Here is a 19,768-nt window from a genome sequence, read left to right on the forward strand (position 1 = left end):
CAAAGGAGTTGCACTTGAACAAGCTGTTGGCAGAAGTCATTGAGGCACATGGTGGCCTTGAACGATGGAACAAACTGAGTTCGGTGACGGCGACGCTCGTTACTGGCGGGGGATTGTGGGGGATGAAGGGCCTGGTGCAGGACCCCACTCCCCGTGAGATGACAGTTGCGCTCCACGAGCAAACCGCCTCCGTCTTTCCGTTCGGGCAGCAGGACTGGCGCACTGCCTTCAGGCCAGACCGGATAGCGATCGAGACCACCTCGGGCGCGACCGTTCGCGAGCGCGCCAATCCCAGGGCCTCGTTCGCCGGCCACGGAATGGACACGCCGTGGGATCCGCTGCACCGGGCATACTTTAATGGCTACGCGATGTGGACGTACCTGACGACGCCCTTTCTCATGGCGATGCCTGGGTTCGATGTCACCGAGATCCCGCCATGGCGGGAGGGCAGGGAGCTCTGGCGTGGGTTGCGCGCGCAGTTTCCCGACCACATTGCCAGCCATGGCAATGTGCAGGATTTCTACTTCGGCGACGACTTGCTGCTGCGCAGGCATGACTACCATGTCGATGTCGCGGGCGGCTTCCCGGCTGCGCAATATGTCCACGATATCGTGGAGGTGAACGGCCTTCGTTTTCCGACCAGGCGCCGTGCCTATTTGCGTGGCCCCGACCTGCAACCGATCCGCGACCTGCTGCTGGTCTCGATCGATCTCAGCCATTTTCGCTTTGGCTGAGGACGTGCGAGACCGCGGCTGCCGCGCAGATGTGGCATCGCCCGCCAGACGGTCGGCCATGCGCGGAAATATGTAGGAGCAAACATGAACATCCAATACATCGAGGATCTGGCGCCGGGCCAGAAATACGGTTCAGGGCGGCTGCCCGTCGAACTGGACAGGATCAAGTCCTTCGCTGCCGAGTTCGACCCGCAGCCTTTCCATCTCGACGAAACGGCTGCCCGCGATACCTTGTTCGGCGGCCTGGCCGCGAGCGGCTGGCATACAGCGGCGCTGACCATGCGCTTGCTCGTCGACGGCGAACTCCGGCCCGCGGGCGGCATCATCGGGGCGGGTTTTGAGGAGCTGCGTTGGCCCAAGCCGGTGCGGCCTGGAGATGCATTGCATGTCGAGAGCGAGATCCTGGAGGTGCGGACGTCCAAGTCGCGTCCTGACCAAGGCATCGTGAAAGTACGCATCACAACCTTCAACCAGCATGACGAACCCGTGCAGGCCGGCGTCGTCAACCTGGTCGTGCGGTGCCGTCCCACTGGCAACGCGTAGACGGGGGAGCGCCATGAAGAGTTGATACCCGATGCCTGCGCCATGGGAGGCCGCTACGACGCGCGGCCGACTCCCGTTGAGTCGCATGGCCTATTGCCACCCGCAGCTCCGTGAGGGGCAGCGCGCTGCCCGACAGACTGCCGGCTGATCAAACCTCGCCCCGCGTACAGAATTCACGATATGACCACCTTCTCCTCTTTGCTGCAGCACACGGACGGCCGCGTGCTGGTGCTCACCATCAACAATCCCGGTAAGCGCAACGCCATCGCGGCAGACCTCTATGACAACATCCGTGCCGCACTGGCCGCTGCCGCGGACAATCCGGAGATTGGCGCGATCGTGCTGACCGGCGCCGACAATTACTTCTGTGCCGGCGGTGACCTGGAACTGATCAGCAAGCGGCGGGAACTGACCTATGAGGAGCGCATCGAGCGCTTGGGACACCTGCACGACGTGGTGTGCAAGCTGCGCGACTTTCCCAAGCCGATCGTGGCGGCAGTCGATGGTGGCGCGGCGGGCGCGGGTTTCTCGCTGGCATTGGCTTGCGACCTGTTCGTGGCATCCGCCGGTGCCGCCTTTTCGATTGCCTATGTGAAAGTGGGGCTGACGCCGGATGGCGGCATTACGGGCCTCCTGGCGCAGAGCCTGCCGCGGCAGTTGCTGACGCAGCTGGCGTTGACCGGCGATCGCATCACGGCGGAGCAGTTGCAGCAGTTCGGCGTCGTCAACCAGCTGGTCGAGGCCGGGCAAGCCGGCGCGGTGGCGATCGCGCTGGCGGCGCGGCTTGCGCAAGGGCCCCGGCAGGCAATGGGGGCGATCAAGGCGCTGTGCCGGCATGCCCATGAGCGCACGCTCGACGACCAGCTGGAAGCCGAGCGCATCGCGATGGCCGTGGCCCAGGGCGGCGCCGAAGCCGCCGAAGGCATTGCTGCATTTCTGGAGAAGCGGCCCGTGGATTTTGCCAGCGTGCGCCGCGGCGCAGCTGGCTGAGCACATCGCCACCGGGGCCGCCGCCAGGCCCCGCCATGCTTTTCTCCCCGGGCAGCTTCGGGTTCCTGGCAATGCGGGTGAGCATGAGGGAAGGGGCCACCACTCTTTGCGAGAAGAGACTTCCCCATTGCGCTTCCGGGCGCGCATGACTCAATCCGGGCTGTGAGGCGACTTCGAAGGAAGAACGTCGCCATGCTGCGGGCGAAGGAGAATGCGGCCGCCACACCCGTACCGTCGTGCGGGTGGCCTGGGGCTGTCGCGCATGGCGAATTCCTCTGCAACCGTGCTAATGACGAGCCCGCATGAGTGCCGGGTAGCAACACAGATGCACACGAACATCATGAAGAAGCCGAAGCCAGTAAGCCACGTCAGGTCGGTGCCGGGCCCGTGGCAGTCGTAGAGGCATTTGGGCCTTCCCTTGCTGTCGGATAACGGCTCGAGCAAGGCCACCAGCCACCAGCCGAGGTAGGTGAGGGAAACCGGCAACAGGGCGATCAGATACTTCGCCCACCACCGCAGCTTGCAGCGAAGCAGCCGCAGCAGCCGCAGCAGCCGGATAGCCGGCCTGTCGAGCGCCGCGTCCAATGCAACTGCCAGATTCCCAAGGCCACCTGTCTTCATCCATGCCCCCGTCGCACCTCGATTGCTCTCAATGTCCGCCCGCGGCAGAACGCGGGCGGGTCGCAGATGACCAGTCTCCAGACGCGCCCTCAGACGCGATACCCGTAGAGTGTGCCGTCGGCTTCGCGCGCGTTGTCCAGCGGGTCGCCCGCAAGTTCGCTGCGGGCATTGCCGTTCGGCTGAACCGTGCCGGCCGGTGGCCCCCCTGTGTGGTCATTGACCGTGGCCAAAGCCACGCTGGCGGCAGCGGCGAAAGCGGCGACTGTAATCGCCAGCATTGGCATGCGTGTGCGGATCATCTGAACTCCCTTGGTTGAATAGGAAAGGACTGCCTGCAGCAGGAATCTTGTAGAACGCAGGTTTCATGAGCGGTTGGCCAGCGGCTGCACGCATACCTGCGAGCGCCGCCCGAGGCCCCCGGGCAGGCGCGGCCAGTTGAGCGGCCTGGCCAATGCCCTGGTGTCTAGCGGTCCCAGCGGGTCCGCAGAAATCCAAGCAGACTGATGGTCGCTGCCACGACAATGCTGGCGGCCACCAGTACGAAAGCGGTATGCAGGCTCGCGTAACCTTGCAGGACCAGCACCATGGCAGCCAGCGCAAATACGAAGCGCACCACGCTTGCGATCATCGGCCAGAGGATGCGTTGTGCCCCCTGACCTGCAAAGTAGAGCTCGAAGATCACGCCAATCACCGCGTAGAACGGCGCTACCACATGCAGGTATCCTGCGCCGGCCGCCACAACGGTGCTGTCGCTGGTAAACAGGCCTAGCCACAGCTGCGGGAAGAGGGAGACAACGAGCCCGACTATGCCAACCACGCCGGCAACGAACAGCACGTTCACCATCGCCGCGCGCCGGGCACGCGCCACGTTGCCTGCGCCCAGGTTCGTGCCAACCAGCGTGATCGCCGCGGTTCCGAATCCGAACATCACCGGCACCAGCAGCATATCCAGGCGGGAGGCAATGCCGTAGCCGGCGATGGCGGTGACGCTCACGGCGCCGGCGGCAGCGGTCAGTGCGGTGACGGACATGGCCGACATGACGGCGTTGATCGCCGACAGCAAGCCGACGCCGAGGATCGCGCTGAAATGCTTACGTTGCAGGGGATAGCGACGCAGGCGCAGCGTCGACGAGGGCGAACGCATGTAGAGGACCACAACGCTCAGCGCGGCGATATTGCACAGCACTTGGGCGACGCCGGCGCCCGCCACGCCCATGCGCGGCGCGTCCAGCCAGCCGTTGATCAGCACCGGTGACAGTATCAGGCCGGCGACCGCGCCGCCCAGTATGATCATCGCCGGCACCTTGACGTTGCCGGCTCCGCGCAACGCCGCCTGCAGTAGCAACAATATCCAGAATGGGATCGCACCTCCGAACAGGAGGTTAGAGTAGCGCACCGCCTGGTCCAGCGATGGCCCGCTGCCGCCAAGGCTGCGGTACAGAGCCGGGCCGGCCAGCACCACCACCAGGGAGAACAGTCCGCCTGCTATGGCGGCGATGACCACCGCATGCCAAGCCAGGCTTTCCGCCTCGTCCCGGCGGCGGGCGCCGGTGGCGCGGGCGATGGCCGAGGACACGCCGCCGCCGATGCCGGCACTCGCCATCGTGGCCATCAGCACCGTGACGGGAACCACAAGCGATGCAGCGGCAATCGCTTCCAGGCCCAGTGAGCTGACAAAATAGGTCTCGGCGACACTGAGCAAGGTCGTCATGAACAGCACGACGACTGTCGGCAAGGCAAGGCGGATCAATGTCGACAACAGCGGACCGTGGAGCAGTTTGTTGGCCGGCAGGTTGTCAGGAGGCGGAGACATCTTCTCGGCCTGACTAGCAAGAGTAGCGGACATGATTTTTATGTAAGCCAAGAAGAAGGGACCGCCCGACAATGGCCGGGCGATGACAGTGCCATATGCAAGCGCCGACGCGCGCCTACGCGCCTACCCGCCTACCCGCGGATAATCGGCACGACCGGGATGACTTCCGTGTATCCGGCCGATGAGCTGGGGCTGCGTTCAGCCCAGTTCAAAGCCTCCTCCAGCGTCTCGACATTGATCACCACAAAGCCGCCAAACAGTGCGTGCCCGTCCGGAGATGGGCCATCCTGGACCTGGCGCTGGCCGTCCCGCACCCGCACGGTGCTGGCGTTGCGCGGATCGAGCTGGGTGCCGACCCGCATGACGCCGGCGCCCGCCATGGCGTCCATATATTGTTTCCACGCTAGCGAGACTTGCTGCCCTTTGAGCGGATCGGCGTGGATTTCATAGCTGTTCGGTGGCTGTTGAAAAGCGAGAACAAATTCCATCGTTGCTTCCTTTTTGAAAGGGAGGATCAGGCAGGCGTGAACGCGGCCGCGTGGCGGCGAGCGAATTCGGCGGCGGAAATCGGCGCACGGCCGACTAACTGCTGGAAGGTGTCGGTCATACGGTCGTAGCGGTTGTCGCGATGCAACTGGGCCATGATGACCAGGTGTGAGATCAGATGCGCCGGCTGCTGGAACTCCTGGAGCTTGGCCTCCCAGATCTGCGGTGGGACGTTGAGGTATTGGATGGTGCGGCCCAGAGCGCCGCTGAACTCCTGCGCGAGCTCGGCCATCGTCAGCGACTGGGGGCCGGTCAATTCGTAGATCTTGCCGATATGCGGCTCTGGGTTGGCCAGCACAGCAGCGGCGGCAGCCCCTACGTCGGCGGCGGCGATCGGCGAGGTCTTGCCGTCGGCGAACGGCAGGCGGATGGCGTTGTCGTCGCGGATGCCCTTGGCTGCCGGCAGGAACAAGCCTTCGAAGAAAGCGGTTGGGCGCAGGTAGACCACCGGCAGGCCGGACCAGCGCAGCATCTGCTCCGCGAGCCAGTGCTGCTGCTGTTGCGGGCTGCCGGTGGTCTCTGTCTCGCTCATCTGTGACAGCGTCATCTGCGACAGATTGACGAAGGCCTTCACACCCAGGCTTTTGGCTGTGACCGCGACGGTGGCGGCTGCTTCCAGGTATGTGGGCGATACCGACATCGTGAAATACACCACGGAGCAGCCTCGCATGGCCGTGCGCACGGCGACTATGTCGAGCATGTCGGCGACCACGACTTCGGCGCCGAGGTCACGCAGCATGTCGGCGCGCGCGTCGAGCTTGCGCACCATGGCGCGCACGCGATGGCCTTGCTCCAGCAGGATGCCGATGGCCGCGCGCGCGGTCGAGCCGACGCTGCCGGCGGCGCCGGTGACGAGGATGGTTTCTTGGGACATCATTGTCTTCCTTGTATCAATGAGCGAAGTGAAGCCGGTGTAGCTGATGCTGTCGGCACCTGCCGGCGCCGCCTCGGCCAGGCAACCTTGGCGCTCGGAGGCGGCCGCACCCGGTCGACGCTGCTACGCCTGGCGCAGTCGCTGGCCGGCGAATAGGGTAAAATCGGCTATGTGGAAAAATACATAGTGTCACGGTTTTTTGACTATGTCAAAAAAAACATAGTCATCCCGCGTGCGCGTTTGACGCAATCAAGGAGCAATGCGAGTGAGTGATCTGAAGGAAGCCAAGGCAAGCAAGGAAAAACCGCTGAAGCATGTTCTTCTTGCCGGGATACATAGCCAGCCACGTTCCGGCTACGAACTGACCAAATGGCTGCAGATGGCGGGCCAGCATTGCTGGTCGGTAGAGCACAGCTCGGTGTACCCGGCTTTGCGAGAACTGGAGACGGATGGACTCATCAAATCGGAGCGCTTGCCGGGAACGCGCGGGCCGGAACGCTCGATCTACAGCATGACCGATGCTGGACGCGAGAAGCTGACGGCTTGGGTGGCGAAAGGTTCACCGCGCCCGGCCATCAAGGACGAACAGATACTGCGGGTGTTGTGCTTCGATTTGCTGCCGCGCGAGACAGCGTTGCAGCAGATCCGCGAGGTGCGTTCGGACCACCAGGCCCAGCTTGAGTTCTTTCTCGCAAGGCAGGCCGTGCTGACCGAGCAGCAGCCTGGACCGCTGCTGGTGACACGCCGCGGCGTGCTGGCCGAACAGGCCTATATCGCTTGGTGTGACGAGGTGGAGGAAATGATCGCCCGCAGGCCAGCCTGAGGCCCCGCCCGAACCCAGGCTGGCGCGCCTTGGAGTATGTCCGACAGGATGGAGCCGGGGTCGGGCAGGAGAATATTGCGCGGCAAGCCCACTGGTGCCCACGGTGAGACGAGCCGCCGGCGACGGCGTTCGTGGCGCTCGAACTGGACTGCTCGATCGGGGGATGAGGTTCCTACAAGGCAGACAAGGGAGACAAGGGAGCACGCCTCCCGGCGTTCTCCCCGTCACTGCGCTGGCTTAGAACGGCAGGCGCAACTTCACCGATGCCGTCTGGTTGGTGAAGCGGTCGCGCACCTCGGCGTCGTAACGCACGCTCACTTCCATCGCCTTGCTGTTGGTCACGACGAAGCCGAGGCCGCCGCGTGCCAGCCAGCGCGCCGGCGACATGCCGCGCGTGACGAACTGCGCGCCGCCGCCGACGTACGAAGCGGTGATGGCCGACTGGCCCGCCATCGCGTCGTAGCCAAAACCGAGGTTGGCCGTGAACATGGCGTGCTCGGTAATGCCCTGGTTCAGGCGGGCTTCGGTGGACAGGATCAGCTCGCGCGTCGAGTTCTTGCCGACCGCCAGGCTGAGCGCATCCGCGCCGTTCTCGGTGTAGGCCGCATCCTGGATGAACGTGTAGTCGGCGCGCACGGACGGCGTCACGGTAGTCTTCGCCGCGAGGTTCAGCATGCGGCCGAGGCCGACGCCGACGTGGGCGTTCCAGCTGTTGTAGCTGGAGGACGCGCGGCTGTTCAGGCCGCCGAAGTTGATGTTGCGCTGGCCTTCGTTATGGCCGGTGCCCACGTCCGCCTGCACGCTGATGTCGGTGCTGGCATCGAGGCTGTAGCTGCCGTAGCCGATCAGGCGGTAGCCGTCGACGCTGGCGCTTTGCGCCGCCACCGGCGAGTTGCCGTCGATGCGGCTGTGCATGTAGGAGAACGCACTGCCCACGCGCACCTTGTCGCTGACCACGCCGTCGGCGCCGAGCAGCATGCCGTAGGTGTTGGCCTTGTAGCCGGCCACGCCGTCGCGGTCGCTTTGCTTGGCCCACGAGCCTAGCGGCTTGAACCAGAGCTGGCGGTCGGAGACGAACTCGTCGCCCGAGGACAAGCCGCGGTTGGCTTCCTGACGCGACTGGATCACGCGGTTGGTGGCGTGCATGGCGGCGCTGTTGACTTCCGTCATGCCGGCGGTCATCAGCGGCAGGGTCTGCTTGACGGCGTCCGATACGGCTTGCTCCGTGGACAAGGTGCCCAGCGCCGTGATCGCCGGAGCCATGGCAGCCGGGGCCGACGAGCCTTGCGAGATCAGCGCGTCCAGGACCTGCGCGGCGCCCAGGCCTGGCGTGTTGCGCGCACCGGTGACACTGCTCACCACGGTGATCACGGGCGCGGGGGTGGGCGTTGGCTCCTGCGGTGGCGTCGGGGACGTCGGCGTGACTGGCGCGGCCGAACACGAGGTGGCGCCGGCGCGGGCAACGCACAGGTCCACGGCATTGCCGTTGCGGGTGGCGATGAAGTCGAACAGCGCGCTGTTGTCGGTCACCGTCAGGGCCGGGCCGGCCACCAGGGTGCCGGCGGTGAGCACGCCGGGTTGCACGCTGGTGCCGGCGACGAGGGATGGCGCGCCGATGACGTTCACGCCGATCTTGTTGCTGGCCGAGATATCGGCGGTGCCGGTGACGGCCAGCTTGCCGTACGCGCCGTTGGCACCGATGCCGGTCTGGAACACGCCGCCCGCCGCTTGCGTGTAGTTGCCCGCGATGGTAGCGGTGGTGCCGGCCGCGACCGCCAGCGTGCCGGCATTGTTCACGCCTGCGGATGCGCTCACCGTGTGGCGCTGGTTGAACACCGCGTTTTCGGCAATGTTGAACGTGCCGACATTGAACGTATTGCCCGACGTGAACGTGCCGTTGACATTGACCACGGAATTGGCGCTGCCGTTGACTGCGCCCGTCACCGCGGCGCTGTTCAGGTCGATGTTGAGCATGGCGTTGCCGAGCGAGACAGCGCCGTTGAGTGTGCCGGTCAGGCTCACGCCGTGCGTGATCGTGCTGGCCGTGTCGATCGAGATCGCGTTGGCGGCATTGATCGTGCCGGCCACGTTGATCGCGTCGATCGTGCTGTTCACGACGTTGATGCCGGTCCCCGAACCGCCTGGCGACGTGGCGTTGATGGTGCCGTTGTTGTTGATGCTGCCGGTGATCGTGCTGTTCTGGACGTTGATGCCGTATGCCATGCCACCCAGGCTGATGCCCGGCAGCCCCGCGAGGACCGTGCCCGTGCCGCCGGTCGCGGTGATCGTGCCGTCGTTGCGGATCGACGCCACCGTGCTGGCGCCAATATTGATGCCGGTCGCAGAGCCGCCGGCGCTGCCGAATATCCCGGCGCCAATGGCGTTGCCGCCGGTGGCGGTGATCGAACTTGCCGCACCATCGTTGACCAGCGCGCCAACCGTTGCCGACTGGAGGTTGATGCCGGTGGCTGCGCCGGGGCTGGTACCCGGCATCGGAATGCCGCCGCTAATAAAAGCGGCGCCGCCGGTAGCCGCGATGCCGCCCTGGTTGGTGATGTTACCGACCTTGGCCGTCGCAATGCTGATGCCGGTGGCGGCCCCACCGGCACCGTTGTCGAGGCCCGGCATGCCCATGGCACCGTTGCCGCCGGACGCGGCGATGGTGCCGCCGGCGACGTTCAGGATGCCGCCCAGCGTGTCCGACGTGGCGCTGTTGCTGACGACAGTAATTGCGGTGGCGCTGCCGCCGTTGTTCATCGGCGTCGGCATGGCAGGTATCCCGGCCGTGCCGATGCTCTCGATCCGCCCGTGATTTTCGATGTTGATGGCGCGCGAGAGAAGCGGCCCGGTCACCGAGACGCCGGCGGCGCCCGCCACGCTGATCAGCCCGCTCGGCGAGGTGACGTTCACGCTGCCGGCCGATCCCAGCACGCAGGTCTGGGCCATCGAGCCGGCGACGGTGTTCGCGCCCAGGGGCGCGCATGCCGGCGGCACGGCCAGGGCCGGCATCGACGCGATCGCGCCCAGCGCCACCAGCGCGGCACTGGTGATCGAGCGGGGTATGGACGGCGGCGTGGCCGCGCACAGGGTGGATGCTGCTGAGGTGCTGCGGATGGCAGGGCGTGCCTGCCCTCGAATGCTGCGATGCTGTTTCATGTCTTACGAGGACCCGGTGATCGGTAAATTGCGAAGTAGACTTGCCGCTTGATTGTTTTTTGTGATTTCTTTGTTTTCTTGTTGACCGTCTTGCCTCTCCGGTTGTCGCGTGATGGGGCCGCTGGTAGCTCCGTTCGCTTTGCGCCCGGCGCACGCCCGCATCCGAGGTTGTGGAGGGCTCCACGCCCGGTTGCTTCTGGGCACAGAAGGGGCCGCGCTCTGGCTGCGAAAGTTCGCCGACGCCGGACGCAGCGTTGCTGCACCCGCTTATCGGCAGCGACGCGGAATTCTTTAGTGGCTGAGGATGTGGGGCAGTGGGCCGCTGCCCTGGAGACCCGAAGGCGCGCCGGTGTGAATGCCGGATCCTGTCCGGTCCGCGGACCGCCTCGCGCTTTTTTCGACAATCCGATGCGAGGCCGAGAAACACCCGGGACATGTCCCGGGGTTGGTCTGGATGATGACCTCCACTGCCTCGCCAAACGGCGGCGGGGAAAATTTGGCGGTTGAGTCCTCGCGATCCAGTGCACTGTATGTATATACAGTGCCCACGAAAATATTGAGCGCCTGGATTCGGATGTGCTGCCAGTTCCATCCTTGTTCGTTTAACCGGTCAAACGAACAACGCGTCCTCAAGCCTGGACGTCATTTCACCGCTTTTCAACGAACGTTGCTGCGTTGCGGCATTTTCTACAAAAAGATGGCTAACTGACCGGCCGAGGCTACTATCTGGGCAGGTGGCCTGGCAGACGGTGCCCTTCATTTGCACGCTCCGTACGGCTTGCTTCGAGCCACCGCTGTCGTGTGCCCGATAGGGCGCGCATGGCATAGATCCTGCGCGGGAGTTCGGAGCGCCGATGCGCAAAGCTCGGCGTTGACTTTTCTCCTCCGCCACGAGTCGCCTTTCCACTGCGTTGCCCTGGGAACCCCTTATGCCTTCATCGATTCTCTCGAAGTCTGTCACGGACGCGTCTTCGAACTTCTCGCGCCTCTACACTGAAATATTTGAACTGCTCCACGCGACCGTCGAAGTCGTTTCTGTTCGCACGGCTCGCATGGCAAAGGCTTTGGTGGCTCCGGACGAGCGGGACCCGCACGAGTTTAGCCTCATGGGCCGAGAGAAGGGCGAGGCCGCGTCCGAGTCGATAGGTGCTTTGGGCGCAGGCTTGCTCAGCCTGACCGTGGTGCTGGCGAGCGAGACCACAAATCACTTTTGGGCCGCCTCCGCAGCGGCATCCACGCTGGTAGCCAGCCGCTCAACATCTCAGTGGCTCGAGCGTCAGGAGGCGTTCTTTAAAGTGGCTTGCGACCATCCCGCCAGTCCGCTGCAGCTCACCAACTGGGGGACATGTCTGATGCAGGAGGTTCTCGCACCCATCCACGTCCGGGCGACGGCCAACGCGAAACGCCTAGGGGCGCCATGAACGCTGTCCGGACCGCGAAAGCACATCTCGCGAGCAACGGCGAGCGACGTGCGACCAGTAGCATCGAAGACGGAATCAAGATCTCGCCGACCCTCGAAGGGGTTTCGGAAACCATGCTATGGACGCTATACGACCGCGCATGCGAAGCGCGCCGCGCTGACAGTATCATTGCAGACCCCCATAGCGTGCGCATCTGCGACGCCCTGGAATATGACTTCGCCGGCCGCTTCGGCACGCCCATTGGCTCATTCTCTGCGCGCGCCGTGGAGTTCGACCGCTTATTGAAGCGCTGGCTCGAGCGGCATCCTGACGGTCTGATCATTTCCCTGGGTGAAGGCCTGGAAACGCAAGCGCATCGTGTCGACAACGGCCGAATGAGTTGGATTACGGTCGACCTTCCGTCCGCGATCAAGCTGAGGGAGCGCTTTCTACCATCGTGCGCACGGTTTCGCCACGTCACGTCGAGTGCCTGCGAGGCGCGCTGGGCAGACGGAATCAAACCGGGCACTCCGGTGTTTATCGTCGCACAAGGCCTGTTCATGTATCTTGAGCCGGAGGCGGTGAAGGGCATTTTTATTCACATAGCAAATCGTGTTCCAGGTGCCGAAATAGCGTTCGACGCCGTTCCGCGCTGGTTCGCCCAATTAACGGACTGGGGCGTCATGCTCACGTCCGGCTATCGCCTGCCTCCGATGCCTTGGGGTGTCGATAGGGATGAGATAGAGGCGCGGCTTCGTACCTGGTCACCCGGGATCTCTTCCCTGCGCGTGCTTGAGTACCGAACACCGCGTGGGTGGCCCAAACTCGCCGAAGACTTGCTCCGCCTCAACCCGATGACCAACCGGCAGATGCCATTCGTTGTGCATGTGAAGCTGACCAGAAGGAACCGTCAATGAAGCGCTCCGTCGCGGCGGCAGATCGGACCGCGGTCAGAAGGAGGGCGAATGCCTGTGACAAGGACGACCAAGAATCGGCGGAGCTTTCTCGTGAATCGGCTCGGTCCCGGCCTGATCACCGGCGCCTCGGACGACGATCCGAGCGGGATCGCTACTTATTCTCAAGCAGGCGCGCAGTTCGGTTACCTGATGCTATGGACCATTCCTCTGACGCTGCCGCTCATGATTGGCATCCAACTGGTCAGTGCGCGACTCGGACGCGTTTCAGGCCGCGGCATTGCGTCGAATATCCGCAAACACTATTCCCCGCTGATGGCGCTCCCCTTCGCGGTCCTGGTTGTGCTGGCAAACGTTATCAACGTGGGCGCCGATGTGTCTGCCATGGGGCAAAGCATGAAGCTTCTGGCGGGCGGCTCCTATATCCTGTACGTCTATTTGTTTGCGCTGTTCTCGCTGCTGGTCCAACTGTTCTTGCCGTACCGGCGCTATTCCGCCTATCTCAAATGGCTGGCACTCTCACTACTTGTCTACGTTTTCGCGGCCTTCCTGCTCCACGTCGATTGGCGCGCTGCACTGCGGGGCACGTTCATGCCGCGCGTAGTCTGGTCCAAGGAGTTCTTCACAACCCTGATCGCGGTCTTCGGCACCACCATCAGCCCATATCTGTTCGTATGGCAGGCCGCCTCGGAGGTGGAGGAAGTAGATCTTGAGCCAAAGGCCAGGCCGCTCAAGGACGCCCCGATGCAAGCGCCTTATCACCTGTCCCGTATCACATTTGACACGACGGTGGGCATGGTTGTGTCCGCGGCGATCGCCTATTTCATCATGATCGTAGCGGCGGCTGCGCTTCACGCCAACGGGGTGACCGAGATACAGACGACAGCCCAGGCAGCAAAAGCGCTGGTGCCCGTCGCAGGTCGTTTTGCGCAAGCGCTGTTCTGCGCCGGTGTCATTGGAACCGGGCTGCTCGCGGTGCCCGTATTGGCCGGCTCCGCGGCGTATGCGGTGGCCGAAGCGTTTCGGTGGCGGCGCAGTCTTGAAGAAAAGCCGGCGGGTGCCAAATGGTTCTACCTGGTGTTGACCGGTGTGATGGTGGCCGGCACCGCGATGTGCCTCCTGCCGTTCGATCCATTCAAGATGCTCTATTGGAGTGCGGTTCTCAATGGCGTGGCCGCCGTACCCGTCATGATCATGTTGCAGTTGCTCTCGCGACGACAGGCTGTCATGGGCTCGTTCTGCTCGTCGCCGTGGCTTCAGGCGGTCGGCTGGGTTGCCACGGCAGCCATGGCGCTGTCTGTCGTCGGCCTCATCGTCACCCTGTTTGTCTAGTCCGGCGAAGCGCCCGGCACATTGCGCGGGTGGTAAGCTCAGCCGGCAGTGCGGGACAGGCGGTATCGTGGATCGGCTGCATGCCTGGCGCCACGCCAGATCCAGATCCAGATCCACAAGCGTTTCATCGTGGCCACGGACATCAAGGTCTACTGCGTTCCTCAGCATCCGTGGCAACGCGGCCAGAACGAAAACACGAACGGCATCTCAGTCCATCGCAAGCCAAACGCAACGCCGCAGAGAGCCATCCTCACTCACGCTGGCTCGCCCAGCAGCTCCGATTTCCGTGCCTCCAGTTGCATGGCAACTTCGCGAAGGTCGATCTTTGCCTTGATCACCGCGGGAAAGAGTTCGCTTTCCTCTTCCTCGACATGGTGGCCAACATACTCGGTCAAGACCTTGTAGTTCGCATCGAGCATGTCCGGGTCTCCCGCTTCGATTTTGGCAATCAGTGCCTTCGCCACGCCATGCTCGACCTTGGCTTCATCAAGCATGTCGTCAAGCTTCTCCGACACGCCGCGCAGGGCAGGGTAGAAGATCTCTTCCTCGATCTGCGCATGGACTGACAGCTTCTGACATGTCTCCGTGGCGATCGCGTGTTTTTCTGCGACGGCCTTGGTGGCTTCGAATTGCTTGAAGAGCTTCTTCACGGCACGATGGTCATCCATCAGGAGGCCGAGGGTCGTGCGTTGTTCAACGGGTATTTTTGACTTGTCCATGAGGACCTCCGTAGGGGAAAGTTGCGCACTGCGGATGCGCACTGTTGGGGTATTGCTGCGCGGAGCGTCAAGCGCGCTCAACGGCGCTTGCGCCTTTTCACCGGCTTCGTGGTTGTCATCCCATCGGTCCAGGCCGCCATCATCTGCCTCGCGCCTTCCGTCATCGCATTGGAAGCCGCACGCTTGCCTTGCGCTGTCAGCCGGCCGCGCGCCGCAGTATGGAATGACCGGATTAACGGCACTTGGCGTCCCGGGCCTGGTCGATCGTGGCGCCGCCGGTCCCTTGCAGCGGCCGCCCATGAAGCCGGTCGATATCGGCCTATCCCGCGCTTTCCGGGGCAGGCTAGTCCCGGCATGGCAGCCAGAGCGAAGCATTATTTGGTCCAGCCAATCGTCCCACGACTACTTGCATGGTTGTCGGAGCACCAACAGGCCACGCAGCGCTACCTGCGATGAAGACCTTGTTCATTTGCGGAAGTTTGGTGCAATAGACGGTGGCAATATTTACCAGGTTTTTGCAGAAAGGCAGCACGCCCGGCAAGTGATAGCGGAGCAATTGCAGCCGCGCTGGGGCGCCATGGCGACGCCTCCACAAAGGGGGGGCGCATGTTCGGCGGCACCTCGGTCCCGGCATCCAGGACCGCGAATCTACCGCCTGCCAGCAGCAAGGCGACTAGTCCGGACGGCCGGTGCGGGGCCGCGGCCGGTGAGCATCGAAGTCGCTGCGCGGCGGCTTGGCGAAGCGAGCATGGAAGTCGGCGATAAAGGCTGGCGCAAAGACGTTGGCGGCTGGCATGGCGCTGATCCCGCGCAGCCGCAGTTCCTTGACCAGGCGCTGCTGCAAGGTGCCATTCATCCGCTCGACACGGCTCTTGGCGGGGCTGGAATTGGCGCACAGGATGTCGATATTGAGCTCGAACAGCGGCCCGCCCGAACTGGGTGTAGCCACGCGCGGATTGAATCCCGCTTTGAGGGGCACGCGACACGCTCCTCAAAGCCCGCATCCAGGCCTTGGCCGGCTGCAGGAAGGTAAAGGCGAATCGGTCACCCGGTTCTTCTGGTGATCTTGCTCTCGCAATCCTATTCTTGTGCTGACGCGGTATCTCAGCGGTCGCCGGCGAATCCTTGCGATGCGGAATGCCCATGATGACAAAACTTGTCCAGGCGGTTAGCCGGCGGCTGGTTCGCCAAGTGGGGCAGTACAGTATTGCTCAATCGATACTTGCCAGCCTGGGGTTTCTTATTCTCGCGAACGATGCAGTTGCCCAGCAGACGTTTGTCGCTCCAGGCAGCGCGCCGCCGCCGTACAAGTTGCTACGCTACGATGAGGATTTCACATACCTTCGGGATCCCACTCATCGCGGCGATCTTTGGGATCCTGTCAAATACATCCCGATTGGACCGCATGACTGGTCACTAAGCCTTGGCGGCGAGTTGCGGGAGCGGTTTGAGAACTACTCCGAGGCCAACTTCGGGGTGCCGGGCAAATCCGCCGACGGATACCTGCTTCATCGCCTGCTGCTCCACGCCGACCTGCGTGCCGGTGACTATTTCCGCGGCTTTCTTCAACTGGGAAATCAACTGGCAGCGGGCAAGACCGCGGCGGCACCGCCCTATGTCGACCGCCTCGACGTACAGCAAGCCTTCGTCGACTTTAGGGCACCACTGACGGGCGACGCGAATGCCGACCCCGACTTGCGAATCGGCCGTCAGGAGATGGCATTGGGATCGCAACGCCTCGTTTCGGTTCGGGATGCGCCAAACGTCCGTCGCGCTTTCGATGGCGTTCGCCTGGGGGGCGCGGTCGACAAGGTGCGCATCGATGCTTTCGTCACACGTCCGGTTCTCCTGCAGACGGGCAATTTCGACGACCATCCAAATCATGCGCAGGGCTTCTGGGGCCTGTATACGACCTTTCCCAGGAGCTTCATCCCCGCATCCGGCCTCGATGTCTACTATCTGGGCTTCGAAAACAGCCGAGCGCTGTACAGCGCAGGAGCTGGTGTCGAGAGACGGCATTCGATCGGCGCGCGCATCTTCGGCAGCGGCAAGGGCTGGGATTGGGACTGGGAGGCCCTGGCACAATTCGGAAGCCTTGGCCAACAAGACATCCGGGCGTGGGGGTTCTCAACGGACACCGGCTATACATTTCCCGTCGCCGACTGGAAGCTCCGCGGGGGCTTCAAGGCCACTGCGGGGAGCGGCGACCATGACTCCCGCGATGGCCGGCTTGGTACCTATGGTGGCCTGTTTCCAAAACTTGCGTACTTCAATCAAGCCGGTCTCCTCGGCGCTTCCAACGTGCTGGACGTACAGCCATCCGTAACGCTGGGACCCAATGAGCGGGTCAAGATCACCATCGCCTGCGACTTCATTTGGAGAGAGACGACAAACGACGCAGTTTATACGGCGATAGCCACTCCGATCGCCGGTACGGCGGGACGCCCTGGTCGCTACACGGGCAGTCAGCTTTCTGTCGACTTGTCCTGGCAAGTCAACCGGCATATAGCCATCAATGCCGGCATCGTGCATGTGGACGTGGCAAAGGTCCTGAGCAGCGTTGGCGGCCACAACACTAACTTCACCTATGTCTCGGCTGGCTACAAGTTCTAGCAGGCCGCAGATTTCCTTCGCTACATCGATGGCAAGGCTGCCAGCGGGACCACACAGCAGTGCAAGCCCCCCTCGCATTCGATGATGCGGTGCTCCTTGCCAGGCGCGGAATTTATCGCGCACGGACGGAGAATCCTGCGCTATCCATTTGGCCCGCGAGACTCCGCCTTCAGGGGAAGAACTCCTTGCGCGCATCGAGCAGGATCGCCACGTATCGGTCGAGATTATCTTCGACCCGCTGCGTGGGTCCCACCAGTGACAGTGAAGTCAACCTGCCACCGACCTCGCCGGCGATACCCACGGCGGCGACGCCCTGACTGCCTTCGTCCTTGGCCAGGTACCATTTCTCACGAGCGCACTTCTCAATTTCGCTGCGAAGGACGCTGACGTCGCGAATGGTGTTGGGAGTGACCGCCGGCAAGGGCAGGGCGTCGATCAGCGCATCCCGCTCCGTCTTCGGCATGGCCCCGAGAATGGCCTTGCCCAGCGCGGCCGAGTGGAGGTCATAGACCGTTCCGGGCCGCACGACGTAGCGCAACGCATGCGGGCTCTCCTGGCAGGCAAAGATCTTGACGTGGTTGCCCTCCAGGTAACCGCACAACGAAGTCTCCCCAGACTCCTTGGTCAGAATCTCCAGCGCCTCGGTCGCGAACGCATGCAGCGGGTCCAGTGCGGCGATACGCTGCGCGACATCGCTCAGGCGTGCCGTCGGGTAGAACTGGCGCGACTTCGGCGTACGCAACAGATAGCCAGCCTCGCGCATGGTGAACAGCAGATCGGAACAACTGCTGTCAGCCAGTTCGAGGTGTCGGGCCAGTTCGGAGTTGCTCAGCGGGCGCCCTTCGCGCGCGAAGACTTCAAAGACTTGCAGGACACGGCTGGCAGTGGGAACGACTTGAGGCATGGTTACTGATCAGAACGGAATGATGACGAAGTGGTCTGGCCCGGGTCAACGCAGGGCGGACAGTTCCAGCGCGCTTTGTGCCATCAGCATCGACTGGATCTGGTTGGTACCCTCGGCGATGGTCAGATGGCGCACGTGACATTACTAATTGGGGCCAACATCAATTTGTCCAGGCAAAGTTGAAATGTCCGGGCGCCAGCAAAGTTGAAATGTCCGGTTGTTCGGTGTCATTTCAGTGTTGTTTGTTCTGCTTATGAGGTTCCCGTCGGGCGGTGGTGCTGGCCTGAAGCGGCAGAGTTGTGATCAGGGTGGGGCTGTCATGCCAGCAGGGCGGATTTGAATTCCCAGGTGTCAAGCTGAATCAATTCTCAGTTCCGTTAAGCGGCCACGGTTGCCGCTGTAAGCGTTTTAGCGCTTCCAACATATCGTTCTGATCCAGCGAGCGCTGCGACTTCTTGCCTGGTGGTCGTCCACGCTTGCGGACAACGCCTTCCGTGGCAGGCAAAGAGAGCGATCGTGTGTTGTCGCGTTTCTCCTGGACATATTGCGCCATCTGCAACACAGCTCCGAGTCGCTTGTTATCGACGATGGCGCCTTGATCGATCTCCGACAGTCGGTCATAGATGGTGTGGGGCAGGGTAGCGCCATTCGCCCGTGGCTCAATCCTACCGTCCGGATAGTGATAGACGTCGATATAGCGCCCAGCAAGCTTCCGATGCTCTGGCGTATCGGCCAGCAGGTAGAGCATCTTGTCGTACTGGATCGTCAGGCTCTTGGATACGCAGCGCGGTTCGCGCCAAGTGAAGATCAGGTCCAGGTTCTCATCAGGTCGCAGCGAACGATGCGCGTTATGACTGTTCCGGGGCACCTTGGCAAAGCGCGCGTTGTAGTCAGCGATGAACTCCGGCATGAAGACGTTGGCGTCCTCCATGGTGCTGATCGCGCGCAGACGCAGTTCCTTGACCAGGCGGTCCTGCAGGGTCAGGTGGGTTCGTTCCACACGCCCCTTGGCTTGGCTGCTGTTGGCGCAGATGCCTTCGATGTTCAGCTCAAACAGGGCCCGGGAAAACTGGGTATGGCCGTCACCACCGGTTGCGTTCGGCTTGTTGACGCGGAACACGCTGGCCTTGTCGCTGTAAAACGCCACGGGCTTGCCATGGCGCTCCAGATAGGCGCGTGTCGCGGCGAAGTACGTGAAGGTTGCCTCCGAGTGGGTAAAACGCAGTTCCATGATCCGGCTGGTGGCGTCGTCGACATAGACCAGCAGCGTGCAGGCCGGCGCGCGCTCCTCAAACCAGCGGTGATCGCAGCCGTCGATCTGAATCAGCTCGCCCAGGCATGCGCGACGGTTGCGTGGCTGGTAGACCTTGGGCGGGCGCTGCTTCCTTGGCACCCAAAGCCCGGCGCTCACCATCAGTCGGCGGATCGTTTCCTTGGACAACGTCAGCCCATGGCGCTCGCGCAGCTTCTCGGCGGCCAGGGTCGGGCCGAAGTCGGCGTAGTGTTCCCGGATCAGGCCAAGGGCTACGGATTCGCGGTCCACCGGCATGCGGTTGTTGCTGGGCCGGCCGCGCCGCCGCGACGCGAGCCCGGATGGGCCTTCCTGCCTATAGCGTTCTAGCAGCCGCCGGAACTGCCGATCCGTGATCTCCAACCGTTCGGCGGCCACGCTGGGCCGCAATTGACCATCCACGACCGCCTGAACGGTCTTGAGCCTGTCTAACTCACGCATGCTTACTGTAATGACCTCGGGTCTAGCCATCCTCGGGCGTCTCCATTGCATTCA

17 protein-coding genes and 1 pseudogene are annotated in these 19,768 nt (G+C 63.2%); 8 read left to right on the forward strand and 10 right to left on the reverse strand.

All coding sequences use genetic code 11. The features are described from left to right. Positions 1-14: 14 nt before the first annotated feature. From AC1DKV_RS26940 to AC1DKV_RS26950, 3 genes are all read left to right on the forward strand, one after another. Positions 15-734 carry a hypothetical protein gene (locus AC1DKV_RS26940; protein WP_441619513.1) on the forward strand — a complete coding sequence of 240 codons (720 nt, stop codon included), beginning with the start codon at positions 15-17 and terminating at the stop codon, positions 732-734. 84 nt (positions 735-818) lie between these two features. Continuing rightward, entirely contained in the window at positions 819-1,277 is a 459-nt protein-coding gene (locus tag AC1DKV_RS26945) for a MaoC family dehydratase (protein ID WP_441619511.1), read from the forward strand. A gap of 180 nt (positions 1,278-1,457) precedes the next feature. Further along, complete coding sequence (locus tag AC1DKV_RS26950) at positions 1,458-2,267, forward strand: oxepin-CoA hydrolase, alternative type (protein WP_441619509.1); 810 nt, start codon at positions 1,458-1,460, stop codon at positions 2,265-2,267. Positions 2,268-2,417: 150 nt separating this feature from the next. On the opposite strand, the gene AC1DKV_RS26955 is transcribed toward AC1DKV_RS26950, so the two are convergent. The 5 genes from AC1DKV_RS26955 to AC1DKV_RS26975 all read right to left on the reverse strand — a co-directional run bounded on the left by AC1DKV_RS26955 (position 2,418) and on the right by AC1DKV_RS26975 (position 6,124). Beyond that, positions 2,418-2,888 (reverse strand): hypothetical protein, encoded by a 471-nt coding sequence (locus AC1DKV_RS26955; RefSeq protein WP_477138358.1) that lies wholly within the window; start codon positions 2,886-2,888, stop codon positions 2,418-2,420. 89 nt (positions 2,889-2,977) lie between these two features. Continuing rightward, on the reverse strand, positions 2,978-3,187 hold the full coding sequence (locus tag AC1DKV_RS26960; RefSeq protein ID WP_441619505.1) for a hypothetical protein: 210 nt from the start codon (positions 3,185-3,187) through the stop codon (positions 2,978-2,980). Between the two features lie 164 nt (positions 3,188-3,351). Continuing rightward, entirely contained in the window at positions 3,352-4,734 is a 1,383-nt protein-coding gene (locus AC1DKV_RS26965) for an MATE family efflux transporter (RefSeq protein ID WP_441619503.1), read from the reverse strand. Positions 4,735-4,832: 98 nt separating this feature from the next. After that, positions 4,833-5,189 carry a YciI family protein gene (locus tag AC1DKV_RS26970; protein ID WP_441619501.1) on the reverse strand — a complete coding sequence of 119 codons (357 nt, stop codon included), beginning with the start codon at positions 5,187-5,189 and terminating at the stop codon, positions 4,833-4,835. A 26-nt stretch (positions 5,190-5,215) separates the two neighbouring features. Continuing rightward, complete coding sequence (locus AC1DKV_RS26975) at positions 5,216-6,124, reverse strand: NmrA family NAD(P)-binding protein (RefSeq protein ID WP_441619499.1); 909 nt, start codon at positions 6,122-6,124, stop codon at positions 5,216-5,218. Positions 6,125-6,380: 256 nt separating this feature from the next. On the opposite strand from AC1DKV_RS26975, the gene AC1DKV_RS26980 reads away from it, so the two are divergent. Continuing rightward, positions 6,381-6,944, forward strand: a complete 564-nt coding sequence (locus tag AC1DKV_RS26980) for a PadR family transcriptional regulator (RefSeq protein ID WP_441619497.1) — start codon at positions 6,381-6,383, stop codon at positions 6,942-6,944. Positions 6,945-7,181: 237 nt separating this feature from the next. On the opposite strand, the gene AC1DKV_RS26985 is transcribed toward AC1DKV_RS26980, so the two are convergent. Next, on the reverse strand, positions 7,182-10,100 hold the full coding sequence (locus AC1DKV_RS26985) for an autotransporter outer membrane beta-barrel domain-containing protein (protein WP_441619494.1): 2,919 nt from the start codon (positions 10,098-10,100) through the stop codon (positions 7,182-7,184). Positions 10,101-11,029: 929 nt separating this feature from the next. Here AC1DKV_RS26985 and AC1DKV_RS26990 point away from each other — a divergent pair. From AC1DKV_RS26990 to AC1DKV_RS27000, 3 genes are read left to right on the forward strand one after another with little or no spacing between them, the layout of a single operon-like run. Beyond that, on the forward strand, positions 11,030-11,521 hold the full coding sequence (locus tag AC1DKV_RS26990; RefSeq protein WP_441619493.1) for a polyhydroxyalkanoate granule-associated phasin: 492 nt from the start codon (positions 11,030-11,032) through the stop codon (positions 11,519-11,521). Next, complete coding sequence (locus tag AC1DKV_RS26995; protein ID WP_441619491.1) at positions 11,518-12,417, forward strand: class I SAM-dependent methyltransferase; 900 nt, start codon at positions 11,518-11,520, stop codon at positions 12,415-12,417. The genes AC1DKV_RS26990 and AC1DKV_RS26995 overlap by 4 nt, the downstream gene beginning before the upstream one ends. 48 nt (positions 12,418-12,465) lie before the next feature. Further along, a complete protein-coding gene (locus AC1DKV_RS27000; protein ID WP_441619489.1) occupies positions 12,466-13,746 on the forward strand; it encodes an Nramp family divalent metal transporter in 1,281 nt (426 codons plus the stop codon). Between the two features lie 254 nt (positions 13,747-14,000). Here AC1DKV_RS27000 and AC1DKV_RS27005 read toward each other — a convergent pair whose 3' ends face one another. Next, positions 14,001-14,465: a hemerythrin domain-containing protein gene (locus AC1DKV_RS27005; RefSeq protein ID WP_441619487.1), complete on the reverse strand. Its 465-nt coding sequence runs from the start codon at positions 14,463-14,465 to the stop codon at positions 14,001-14,003. A gap of 700 nt (positions 14,466-15,165) precedes the next feature. After that, positions 15,166-15,412 (reverse strand): annotated as a pseudogene (locus AC1DKV_RS27010) (ISNCY family transposase); the annotation flags it as partial. Positions 15,413-15,608: 196 nt separating this feature from the next. Between AC1DKV_RS27010 and AC1DKV_RS27015 the strand changes: the two are divergent. Then, positions 15,609-17,078 carry an alginate export family protein gene (locus tag AC1DKV_RS27015; protein ID WP_441619485.1) on the forward strand — a complete coding sequence of 490 codons (1,470 nt, stop codon included), beginning with the start codon at positions 15,609-15,611 and terminating at the stop codon, positions 17,076-17,078. A gap of 169 nt (positions 17,079-17,247) precedes the next feature. On the opposite strand, the gene AC1DKV_RS27020 is transcribed toward AC1DKV_RS27015, so the two are convergent. Together AC1DKV_RS27020 and AC1DKV_RS27025 are read right to left on the reverse strand one after the other, a co-directional pair. Continuing rightward, positions 17,248-17,982, reverse strand: coding sequence for an IclR family transcriptional regulator (locus AC1DKV_RS27020; protein WP_441619484.1), 735 nt, complete (start codon positions 17,980-17,982; stop codon positions 17,248-17,250). Between the two features lie 361 nt (positions 17,983-18,343). Then, entirely contained in the window at positions 18,344-19,744 is a 1,401-nt protein-coding gene (locus AC1DKV_RS27025; RefSeq protein ID WP_441619482.1) for an ISNCY family transposase, read from the reverse strand. Positions 19,745-19,768: the final 24 nt, after the last annotated feature.

The organism is Cupriavidus sp. 05T41 (assembly GCF_056396525.1).